Raw genomic sequence first — 10799 nt, forward strand, 5'->3', positions numbered from 1 at the left:
TCCGCACGACACCCGCCGCCGGTCCTGGCCGCTGGTCACGATGTCGGCGGCACTGGCGCTCGGCGCACTGTTCGGCTCGGCGACCACCGGCCTGGTGACGGGTCTGGCCACCGGCCCGGACGAGCCCTCGGCGCTCGCGAACCCGGTGCAGCTCCCGGCCCCGGACCCCGGCGCCCGCACGACGACGGCGGCGGCGCAGGCCGTGCTGCCGAGCGTCGTGCAGGTCCGCGCGGGCGGGCGCGCGGGCTCCGGCGTCGTCATCGACGGCAGCCACGTGGTCACCAACGGCCACGTCGTCGTCGGCGCCGACCGGGTCGAGCTGGTGCTCGACAGCGGCCGTCGCGTCCCCGGCCGCGTGCTCGGCGCGGACGAGCGCAACGACATCGCCGTCGTCGAGGCCGACCTGGGCACCGCGCCCGCGGCCACCCTGGGCAGCAGCGCGGCGCTGCGCATCGGGGAGCCGGTGATCGCCGTCGGCTCGCCGCTGGGCCTCACCGGCAGCGTGACGGCGGGCGTGGTGAGCGCCGTCGACCGCGACGCGGGCAGCTTCCCCGGCCCGATGGTCCAGACCGACGCCTCGATCAACCAGGGCAACTCGGGCGGTCCGCTGGTCGACCTGAGCGGCGAGGTGGTGGGCATCAACACCGCGATCGCGACCGTGAACGGCTCGGGCAGCATCGGCATCGGGTTCGCGGTGCCGATCGACCGCGCGGAGCGGGTGGCCCAGCGCATCATCCAGGAGGCGTGACGCGGCGGGCTCAGCTGCTCCTGACCGCCATCTCCTGCATCCCGACGGCGGACAGGAGCGCGAGCCTGCCGGCCGCCTCGGTGTCGCGCGGCGTGTCGACCACGATCCGCAGGTCCGACCCCTGCGTGGTGAGCACGTTGGACTCGACCGCGATGTCGCCCACCGTGGGGTGCTCGACCACCTTGGTCGCGCCCTGGTGCTCGCCCACCGTCCGCTGCTCCCACAGCGCCCGGAACCGTGCGCTGTCGTGGAGCCGCGCGACCAGCGAGCGCAGACCCGGGTCCTTCGGGTAGCGGCTCGTCGTCGCGCGCAGGTCGGCCACCAGCGACCGCTCGAACGCGTCCAGCTCGTCCGCGGTCTGCCGGATGCGGGGCATGCGCCCCTCGAACTGGAGCAGCAGCACGTTGCGCTCCCCCGCCGGGGACCGCGTGGGGTCACCGAGCGCCGCCGCGAACAGCGGGTTCCAGTGCAGCATCTGCCAGCCCGCGTCGCAGACCAGCACCGGGCTGGTGGAGAGCTGCTCGACGATGCGGTGCACGCTGCCGGGGATCATCTGCGGCACGCGGTCCGGCGTCGTCGCGTGGCCCGCGAGGCGGAAGAGGTGGGCCTGCTCGCCGTCGGAGAGCTGGAGCGCCCGCGCGAGCGCCGCGCACACCTGGGCCGACGGCGTGCTCGCCCGCCCCTGCTCGAGCCGCACCACGTACTCGACCGAGATGCCGCTGAGCTGCGCGAGCTCGCTGCGGCGCAGGCCCGCGACGCGCCGTGGGGACAGGTGCGGCAGGCCGACGTCGCCCGGCGTGAGCCGGTCGCGCCAGGTCCGCAGGGCGGTTCCGAGCTCATCCATGCCCTCATCTTCCGGCACGCGACCCGGCCGTGGGTGGTACGGGTCGTACCACCACGGGCCGTGGCTCCCGCGGCCGCCGGCCGGCCCGCAGGCTCACTGCCATGGACATCTTCCTCACCGGCGGCAGCGGCTTCGTCGGACAGCACCTCATCACCCGTCTCCTCGCCGAGGGGCACACCGTCCGGGCCCTGGCCCGCAGCGCCGAGGCGGCCCGTCGCGTCGAGGCGGCGGGCGCGACCGCCGTCCGCGGCGACCTCGCCGACCTCCGCCGCACCGCCGACGGCGGCCCGGCGTCACCCCCGGCGTGGCTCACGTCGCTGAGCGGCGCGGACGCCGTGGTCCACGCGGCCGCCCGCATGGCGTTCTGGGGGCCGGACTCCGGTTTCGAGCGTGACAACCACTGGCCGACGATCGCCCTGTTCCGGGCTGCGGCGGACGCCGGGGTCGGGCGCTTCGTGCTCGTCAGCGCCGCCGCCGTCTCCACGGACGGGCGGGGCGGGCCCGCCGTCGTCGACGAGACGACGCCGACCGGCCGGCCGCTCATCGCCTACGGCCGCGTCAAGCTCGCGACCGAGCAGGCCCTCGCCGCGCTGCCCACGCCCGGGACGACGCTGGTGACGCTGCGGCCCCCGATGATCTGGGGTCGCGGCATGACCACGCTCGACGGTGCGGCCGCGGGCGCCCGGGCCGGGCAGTTCGCCTGGATCGACGACGGCCGCCACCGCATGGACCACGTGCACGTCACCAACCTCGCCGCCGCGGTGACCGCCTCCCTGACCCGCGGCGCCGACCGCGGCGTCTACTACGTGACCGACGGCGACCCGCGCACGGTGCGGGAGTTCATGACGCCGATGATGGCCGCCGCCGGGGCCGACGTCCGCACGGCGCGGAGCGTGCCGTACGGGATCGCGTCGGTGCTGGCGCGTTCACTCGACGGGATCTGGCGGCTGCTGCGCCGGCCTGCCGCGCCGCCGCTGGACCGGTGGCTGGTGGCCTTCCTGGGGCGGGACCGGACGTACGACACGACGCGGGCGCGGGCGGAGCTGGGGTACCGGCCGGTGGTGTCGTTCGAGGACGGGGTGGCGGGGATGGGGGTGTGACCTGTGACGACGGACGGCCTGGACCCGCGCGGGTCCAGGCCGTCCGTGTGTGTCCGTGGGTCGGGCTGACTGGATTCGAACCAGCGACCCTCTGCTCCCAAAGCAGATGCGCTACCAAGCTGCGCCACAGCCCGTCGTCAGTGGGGAAACCGGCCGCCACCTGAGGCTTTGCCCGGTCGACCCCGGCCGACGGACCGATCATATCGGGTACGGCCCGCACCGCGGCCAACCGATATCCCTCGTGGACACGCACCGCCACCGATGTCCGCCCCGAACAGGCGATCAGGCACGTTCCGAGGCCGAGAACCGTGCCGGATCGCCTGTTCGCGGCGGACATCGGTGCGCGCCCATGCAAAGTAAAGCTTTGGGCGATCGTCAGTCCGGCTGTCATCGTCGAGGCATCACACCCCCACGTTCGGGAAGGGACCACCCATGTCTCGCCGGTGGACGACCGCGCTCGTCCTTCCGCTCGTCCTCTCCGCCTGCGCCGGCACCCCCGACGCCCCCGGCACCCTCGCCTCACACACCGACACATCACACGCCGACGCACCGCACACGCCCCGCACCATCGCCGTGAAGAGCTACCCCGCCCGCACGGCCGACGCGACGCCGCCGCCCGACGGTCTCGTCCACGCCGTCGTCGACGCCGGGTCCCGCCCGGCGCGCCTCGAGCTGACCATGTGGGGCACCCCGGGCTGCATGCCCTACCCCGTGGACATCGGCTGGACGGACAGCACCACCGTCGAGGTGCTCACCGCACCCGGCGCCGACCCCGCCTGCTCGGACGAGTACCTGCCCGTCAGCCAGGTCGTCGTCATCCCGGTGCACTACCCCGCGGACGGCGTCGAGACCGTCCGGGTCGACGGCGCCACCGTCACCCACGTGGTCGACACCGACCGTTAGCTGTCCCCCAGCGTCGACGCCCGGACCACCAGCCGCGGCGCCAGCCGCTCGACGCCGTGGGTCGGCTCGCCGTCGATCGCCGCGATGAGCAGCTCGGCGGCGCGCTGGCCGAGGAGCTCGAGCTGCATGTCCACCGTGGTCAGCGGCGGGCGGCTGGCCAGCGACATGACCTCCCAGTCGTCGTAGCCGGTGACGGCGACGTCGTCGGGCACGCGGATGCCGAGCTCCCGCAGCCGGTCGCACCCGCCGCGCGCGAGCTGGTCGGAGGCGAACACGATGGCATCGACCGGCAACCCGCTCCCCTGGCCCTGAGATCTGGTGCTCCCGTCGAGATCTGGTGGCGCACCACCAGATCTCGGCGCGGACACCAGATCTCGACGGGCGGCCGACGGAGCCGACCCCAGCACCAGGTCCACGGCCCGCCGTCCCCACTGCTCCGACCAGTCCCCGTACAGCGGCGGCCCCACGAGCTCCAGGCCGCTCGCCGTGAGCTCGGCGGACAGCGCCTCGTACCGCGCCGTCGACGCCCGCTGCTCGGCGCGGCCACCCACGTAGGCGATCCGGTGTCGGCCGAGGCCCCGCAGGTGCTCGGTGACCAGGCGCATACCGGTCGCGTCGTCGGGCACCACGGACGTGTCCTCGGGGTCGGCGGACGGCGCGAACGCGTACACGACCGGCATCGGCACCCGGATGGGCTCCCGGGGCTCGGTGGTGCGGCCGGTGACGATGATGCCGTCCACCCGCCGGGCGACGAGGGCGCGCACGTGGTGCTGCTCGCGCACCGGGTCGTGGCGCGCGGTGGCCAGGAGGGCCGACAGCTCGCCGCCGACCAGCGCGTTCTCCGCACCGAGCACGACGGGCAGCGAGAACCGGCCGGCCGAGTCCGTGCTGAGCAGCCCCACGGTGAAGCTTCGGCGCGCCGAAAGTGACCGCGCGGTCACGTCCGGGACGAAACCCAGGCGCTCCGCCGCCTCCCGCACCCGCTCGCGCGTGCTCTCCCGCAGCGAGCCCGTGCCGTTGAGCGCCTTGGACGCCGTCCCGGGTGCCACGCCCGCCAACGCGGCGACGTCGGTGATCCGCACGACCCGTCCACGCTCCATACCGCGCCGCCCCTCCTCGTTTCCGTTTTCCTCGCGTTCCGCGTCCGGCGGGCCGCAGCGCCCCGACCGGAAGCCGTCATCGTACCTCCCCTCCCGGCTGACCTCCAGGTTGACCACGAGCATTGACGCCGCCACCCGCGCTTCCCTACGATCAGGAAATCGGATTCCTTCGTTTCCTGGCCCCAGGGACCGGAGGCCCGACGCACACCGCACGCCACCCGCGAAGGAGCGATCGATGACGACCCTCACCCCCAGCGGCACCACGCGCGGCCCCGCCGCACCCTCCGACGACGCCCGCGTGCTGCTGCGGCCGCTGGCCCCGGGGCACGTCACCATCGACGGCGGGCTGTGGGCGCGCACGGCCGACGTCAACCGCGCGGCCGCGATCCCTGAGGGCCTGGAGCAGCTCGAGAAGGCCGGCAACCTGCGCAACCTCGAGATCGCGGCGGGCCGGGCCGAGGGCGAGGCGATCGGCCCGATCTTCGCCGACTCCGACGTGCACAAGTGGCTCGAGGCCGCCGCCTGGGAGTACGCCCGCGAGCCCGACGAGAAGCTGCTCGCCGACCAGCTCCGCATCACGGAGCTGCTCGCCGCCGCCCAGGCCGAGGACGGCTACCTCGACTCCGTGCCGATGCTCCGCAAGGTCCCCCGGTACAGCGACCTGCCGTGGAGCCACGAGCTGTACTGCGCGGGCCACCTGTTCCAGGCCGCCGTCGCGCAGGTGCGCGGCACGGGCCGCACCGAGCTGCTCGACGTCGCGGTGAGGCTGGCCGACCACCTCGTCGCCACCTTCGGCGACGGCGAGGGGCAGCTCCGCGAGGTGGACGGCCACCCGGTGGTCGAGATGGGCCTCGTCGAGCTGTACCGCGAGACCGGCACCCGCGCCTACCTCGACCTGGCGAGCTGGTTCGTCGAGGCGCGCGGCACCGGCATCATCGAGGGCCACGACAAGGCGCCCACCTACTTCTCCGACCGGGTCAGGATCCGCGAGGCCACCACGGTCGAGGGCCACGCGGTGCGCGCGGTGTACCTCGGGGCCGGCGCGGCCGACGTCGCCGTCGAGACCGGGGACGCCGAGCTGCTCGCCGCCCTCGACACCCAGTACCGCGCCATGGAGCGCACCAAGCAGTACGTGACGGGCGGGCTCGGCTCCCGCTGGGAGGGCGAGTCGTTCGGCGACCCGTACGAGCTGCCGAACGACCGCGCCTACGCCGAGACCTGCGCCGCGATCGGCGGCGTGCAGTGGGCGTGGCGCATGCTGCTGGCCACGGGCGAGGCTCGCTACGCCGACCAGATCGAGCGCATGCTGCTCAACGGGTTCCTCGCGGGCGTCTCGCTGAGCGGCACCGAGTACTTCTACGTCAACCCGCTCCAGCTCCGCAGCGACGCGCACGCCGAGGAGGACCGCAGCCCCGCGCACGGCCGCCGCTCCTGGTTCAGCTGCGCGTGCTGCCCGCCCAACATCATGCGCACCGTCTCGAGCCTGACCGGCTACCTCGCCACGGCCGACGGCGCGAGCCTCCAGCTCCACCAGTACGCGCCCGGCACGGTCACGGCCCCGCTCGACGGCGGCACGCTGCGCCTGCGCGTCGAGACGAGCTACCCCGACGAGGGCCGCGTCGCCCTGCACGTCGAGGAGGCGCCCGACGGCGAGACCACGCTCGCCGTGCGCGTCCCCGCGTGGGCCGACGGCGCGACCCTCGCCGGCGAGCCGGTCCAGGCCGGCACCTACGCCCGCGTCACGCGCCGCTTCGCCGTCGGCGACACGGTCGTGCTCGACCTGCCGCTCGCCGTGCGGCTGACCAGCGCGGACCCGCGCGTCGACGCCGTCCGCGGCGCCGTCGCCATCGAGCGCGGCCCGCTGGTCTACGCGCTGGAGCAGCCCGACCAGGCCGAGGGCGCCGTCGTCGACGACCTGCGGATCGACCCCGCGGGCGCGCTCAGCGACGAGTTCCGGGCGGACCTGCTGGGCGGCGTCACGGTCGTCCACGCGCAGGGCGCCGTCGTCCCCGGGCCCGACGCCGGGGCGACGACGCCGTACGGCCCGGCCACCACGCCGCCGCCCGCACCGGTGCGCGACGTGACCCTCACCGCCATCCCCTACTACGCGTGGGCCAACCGCGGCCCGCAGCCGATGCGGGTCTGGGTACCCACCCGCTGACCCGCACCGCTGAGCGGCACCGTGGGCCGGCCGGGGTGGCCCGGCCGGCCCGCACCCCCCGAGAAGTACGCGACGACGCGCAAGGAAGGAGAGCAATGGAGCTCACCAGACGCCAGCTGCTCACGCTCGCCGGGTCGGCGGCCGTGGCCGCAGCGCTGGCCGGCTGCGGCGGCACGCTGCGCCCGGCGGACGTCGAGGCGCCGGGCTTCGGCGAGAACGCGAGCGGGACGCTCAACCTCTGGTGCCGGTCGGACACCGTCAACGGCACGCAGGCCGTCGTCGACGCGTTCCACCGCGCGCAGGACCGCATCCGCGTGCGGGTCACGCCCATCCAGAACGGGCAGTACGTGACCAAGCTCGCGACCGCCATCCGCGGCGGGCGGGTGCCCGACGTGATCGACATCGACGACATCTACTCGACCCTGTTCGCCTACCGCGGCGCCTTCACCGACCTCACGCCCCTCATCGAGGACCTCGGCATCGGCGACGCGCTCAGCCCCGGCCACCTCGCCCTGAGCACCAAGGACGGGCGGCACTACGGCCTGCCGTTCATCGGCGACTTCTCGGTGCTGTTCTGCAACACCGAGCTCTTCGAGCGCGCCGGGCTCGACGTCGACGAGCACACCCGCGACTTCGCGGGCCTCCTCGAGGCGGCCCGCGCCCTCAGCGCCCTGGACGACGACGTCTACGGCTGGTCCTACCCCGGCAACGCGTCGGGCGCGCTGGGATTCACCGTGCAGCCGCACGTGTGGGCCACCGACCGCGACCTCATCGCGGGCGAGGTCGGCGACCAGACCGGCGACGTCGCGGGCAACGACGCCCTGCGCGGCACCCTCGACCTCCTGCGCACGTTCTGGGACGAGCAGCTCGTGCCGCCGGGCAGCTTCTCCGACGACGCCTCGCGCTGGTCGGCCGACTACGCCGCCGGGCGGCTCGGCATGTTCCCCGCGGGGTACGGCGTCGTCGTGCCGAACGCGGACCCGGCGCTCCTGGAGCGCACGCGCGTGGTCATGCTCCCGGGGCCCGACGGCGGGCGCGCGTTCTTCGACGGCGGCGACAACCTCTGCATGCCGAACGGGGCGAAGAACCCGTCCGCGGCGTGGGAGTTCATGAAGTTCGCCGTGTCGGTGGAGCAGCAGTCGCGCATGCCGGAGGGGTTCTACTCCCCCGTGCGGTCCGACGTGGTGACGCCGCAGTTCGCGCAGGAGATCCCGTTCGTGCTGCCGCCGCTGGAGTCGATCGACCGGGGCTACGCCCCCACCACGCTCGCCTACAACCTCATCTACAACCAGCAGGACGGGCCCTGGCTGCGGATGTTCCGCCGGGCCGTCTTCGACGGGGAGGTCGATGCCGCCATGGACGAGGCCCAGACCACGTACGACCGCATCCTGCGGCAGGCCCAGGCATGAGCGCGCCCGCCGTCGACCGGCCGCAGACCCTGCGCCGCCGCCGCTCCGGGAGCCTCACTCACCCGCACCGCACCGGGCTCGCCCTCGTCACGCCGGCCGTGGCGCTGGTGGTCGTCTTCGTGTTCGTGCCGCTGGTGGTCGCCGTCTACATCTCGTTGACGAACTTCCCGCTCATCGGGCCGTACCGGTTCATCGGCCTGACCAACTACGCGTCCGTGCTCACCGACCCGACGTTCTGGGGGTCGCTCGGCTACACCCTGCTGTACACGGCGATCGTCACGCTGCCGATCCTGCTGCTCGGCTACGGCCTGGCGGTGCTGGTGCGGTCGAACCGGCGCGGCGCCACGCTGCTGCGCACGATCTTCTTCGTGCCCTTCGTCATCGGGCTGACGACGCTGAGCTTCCTCACGCTGCTCGAGGCCCAGCCGAACAGCGGCCTGGTCAACGTCGTCCTCAAGGCGCTCGGCATCACGGACGGCACGACGGCGTGGCTCGTCGACGGTCCGCTCGCCACTGGCCTGCTGTGCGTCATGGTCATCTGGGGCGTGTCCGGGCTGACGATGGTGCTCATCATGTCCGGCATGCAGGGCATCCCGCGGGAGGTCTACGAGTCGGCGGAGATCGACGGCGCCTCGTGGTGGCAGCGCGAGGTGCAGATCACGGTGCCGATGCTGCGCCGGACCATCGCGATGACCGTGATCCTCTCGGTGATCGGCTCGTTCCTCGCGTTCACGCAGTTCTACATCCTGACCCAGGGCGGTCCCGGGTCGGACACCACGACGATCGTCATGGCGATCTACCGCCGCGCGTTCGTCCAGCTCCAGCTCGGTGCGGCGACGGCGATGTCGCTCGTGCTGGTCGTCATCACCGGTCTGGTCACCGCGGCCCAGTTCTGGCTGCTGCGGGAGAGGAGCTGACATGGCCACCGTGACCTCTGCCCCGCGTGCCGTGCCCGCGGTGCGCCGCTCTGCCCCCGCCCCGCAGGCCGCCCCCGGCGGGCCCGAGCGGGACACCCGGGTCAAGCGGACACTCTACGTGGTGGGCGGCACCCTCGCCGCCCTGGTGTTCCTCGTGCCGCTGGCCGTCGCGTTCGTGCGCGCCGGCCAGCCGGGCGACGTCATCGTGGCCGCGCCCGACGACCGCTTCCTCGACCTCTCCTGGGTCAACTTCCGTGCCGTCATCGACCAGCCGGAGGTGTGGCGCGGCATCCTCAACTCGGGCATCGTCTCGGTGTCGACGGCGGTGCTCACCGCCGTGCTGGCGACGCTGGCCGGCTACGGGTTCGCCCGCTTCCCGTTCCGGGCGCGCGGCGTGCTGTTCGGGCTGGTGCTGGTGACGCTCATGGTGCCGTTCCAGGCGATCCTCACGCCGCTGTACCTGCAGATGAACGTCATGGGCCTGACCGACAGCCTGCTCGGGCTCGTGCTCTTCTACACGACGGTGAACCTGCCGTTCGGCATCTTCGTCATGCGCAACACCTTCTCGGCGGTGCCGCCCGAGCTCGAGGACTCCGCGCACGTCGACGGCGCGGGCACGCTGCGCATCCTCGTGTCGGTGCTGCGGCCCCTGGTGGTGCCGGGCACGGCGACGGCGGCGCTGTACGCGTTCCTCGCGTCGTGGACCGAGTTCCTCGGTGCGCTGACCTTCCTCACGGACTCGAGCCTCTACACGCTGCCGGTGTCGCTGGTGAACCTGCAGCAGGGCGCGTACGGGCAGGTCAACTTCGGTCTGCTGGCCGCGGGCTCGGTGATCGCGATGATCCCGTGCGTGATCCTGTACGTGGCGCTGCAGCGCTTCTACGTCGCCGGACTGGCCTCGGGGGCGGTCAAGGGCTGAGTCCTCCTCCGCGCGAGAGGCGTGCCGCAGCTCAGTGCGCCGAGGGGACGCCGTCCGTCGCGCCGCGGCGGTGGCGGACGACCTCGACGGCGTGCACCGCCGCCACGACGAGGAGCCCGACGAGGAGCCCCAGCACCGCGGCGGCGAGGGTGGCCACGAACCAGCCCGCGACCGGGCCGGCCGCACCCAGCGCCTCGGCCACGGCCTCCTCGGCGTGGTGCACGACCTCGTACGGCGCGGTGAGGCCGAGCTCGTCGGCGCCGACGAGGAGGAGGTGGCCGCCGACCCACAGCATCGCCGCCGTGCCGACGACGGTGAGGAGCGTGAGCCGCTTCGGCAGGGCCGCCACCATCCACCGGCCCAGGCGGGCCACCGCCGCGGAAGGTGCCTCGGCCAGGCGCAGCCCGGCGTCGTCCATCTTGACGATGAGCGCGACGACGCCGTAGACGCCCACGGTCACGGCGAGGCCGACGACCGCGAGGACGACGGCGCGCGTGAGGAACGGCTCGCTGACCACCTCGTCCAGCGCGATGACCATGATCTCGGCCGACAGCACGAGGTCGGTGCGGACGGCGCCCTTCACGAGCGCGTCCTCGTCGGGCAGGGCAGCAGCACCACCGGGGCCGGCGGCGGCGTGCGGGCCGTGGCCGCGCAGGCGGCCCCACACCTTCTCGGCGCCCTCGAAGCAGAGGTAGGCG

General features: G+C 73.8%; 10 protein-coding genes and 1 tRNA gene. 7 read left to right on the forward strand and 4 right to left on the reverse strand.

Annotated features, from left to right (window positions below):
• Window positions 1-748 (forward strand): S1C family serine protease (locus HLB15_RS19850; protein WP_171107895.1); only part of this gene is annotated, 748 nt, incomplete at its 5' end.
• A 10-nt stretch (window positions 749-758) separates the two neighbouring features.
• Here the strand turns inward: HLB15_RS19850 and HLB15_RS19855 are convergent.
• The gene (locus HLB15_RS19855) at window positions 759-1592 is read right to left on the reverse strand and encodes a helix-turn-helix domain-containing protein (RefSeq protein ID WP_171107897.1); all 834 of its coding nucleotides are present in this window, start codon (window positions 1590-1592) and stop codon (window positions 759-761) included.
• Between the two features lie 101 nt (window positions 1593-1693).
• On the opposite strand from HLB15_RS19855, the gene HLB15_RS19860 reads away from it, so the two are divergent.
• Window positions 1694-2692, forward strand: coding sequence for an NAD-dependent epimerase/dehydratase family protein (locus HLB15_RS19860; RefSeq protein WP_171107899.1), 999 nt, complete (start codon window positions 1694-1696; stop codon window positions 2690-2692).
• A 60-nt stretch (window positions 2693-2752) separates the two neighbouring features.
• Here the strand turns inward: HLB15_RS19860 and HLB15_RS19865 are convergent.
• A tRNA-Pro gene (locus tag HLB15_RS19865) sits at window positions 2753-2826 on the reverse strand.
• 298 nt (window positions 2827-3124) lie between these two features.
• Between HLB15_RS19865 and HLB15_RS19870 the strand changes: the two genes are divergently transcribed.
• Complete coding sequence (locus HLB15_RS19870) at window positions 3125-3595, forward strand: hypothetical protein (RefSeq protein ID WP_171107901.1); 471 nt, start codon at window positions 3125-3127, stop codon at window positions 3593-3595.
• On the opposite strand, the gene HLB15_RS19875 is transcribed toward HLB15_RS19870, so the two are convergent.
• Complete coding sequence (locus HLB15_RS19875) at window positions 3592-4695, reverse strand: LacI family DNA-binding transcriptional regulator (RefSeq protein ID WP_171107904.1); 1104 nt, start codon at window positions 4693-4695, stop codon at window positions 3592-3594. The genes HLB15_RS19870 and HLB15_RS19875 overlap by 4 nt on opposite strands.
• 235 nt (window positions 4696-4930) lie before the next feature.
• Between HLB15_RS19875 and HLB15_RS19880 the strand changes: the two genes are divergently transcribed.
• The 4 genes from HLB15_RS19880 (at window position 4931) to HLB15_RS19895 (ending at window position 10101) form a co-directional block, all read left to right on the forward strand.
• Window positions 4931-6856: a glycoside hydrolase family 127 protein gene (locus HLB15_RS19880; RefSeq protein ID WP_171107906.1), complete on the forward strand. Its 1926-nt coding sequence runs from the start codon at window positions 4931-4933 to the stop codon at window positions 6854-6856.
• 95 nt (window positions 6857-6951) lie between these two features.
• Complete coding sequence (locus tag HLB15_RS19885) at window positions 6952-8265, forward strand: ABC transporter substrate-binding protein (RefSeq protein WP_171107907.1); 1314 nt, start codon at window positions 6952-6954, stop codon at window positions 8263-8265.
• Complete coding sequence (locus HLB15_RS19890) at window positions 8262-9182, forward strand: carbohydrate ABC transporter permease (protein ID WP_171107910.1); 921 nt, start codon at window positions 8262-8264, stop codon at window positions 9180-9182. The genes HLB15_RS19885 and HLB15_RS19890 overlap by 4 nt, the downstream gene beginning before the upstream one ends.
• A gap of 1 nt (window position 9183) precedes the next feature.
• Window positions 9184-10101 (forward strand): carbohydrate ABC transporter permease, encoded by a 918-nt coding sequence (locus tag HLB15_RS19895; RefSeq protein ID WP_249360422.1) that lies wholly within the window; start codon window positions 9184-9186, stop codon window positions 10099-10101.
• 31 nt (window positions 10102-10132) lie between these two features.
• Here the strand turns inward: HLB15_RS19895 and HLB15_RS19900 are convergent.
• The coding region (locus HLB15_RS19900; RefSeq protein ID WP_171107912.1) for a DUF808 family protein at window positions 10133-10799 on the reverse strand (667 nt) is incomplete at its 5' end.

Origin of the sequence: Promicromonospora citrea, from assembly GCF_013004695.1 — a bacterium.
Classification (GTDB): Bacteria; Actinomycetota; Actinomycetes; order Actinomycetales; family Cellulomonadaceae; genus Promicromonospora; species Promicromonospora citrea.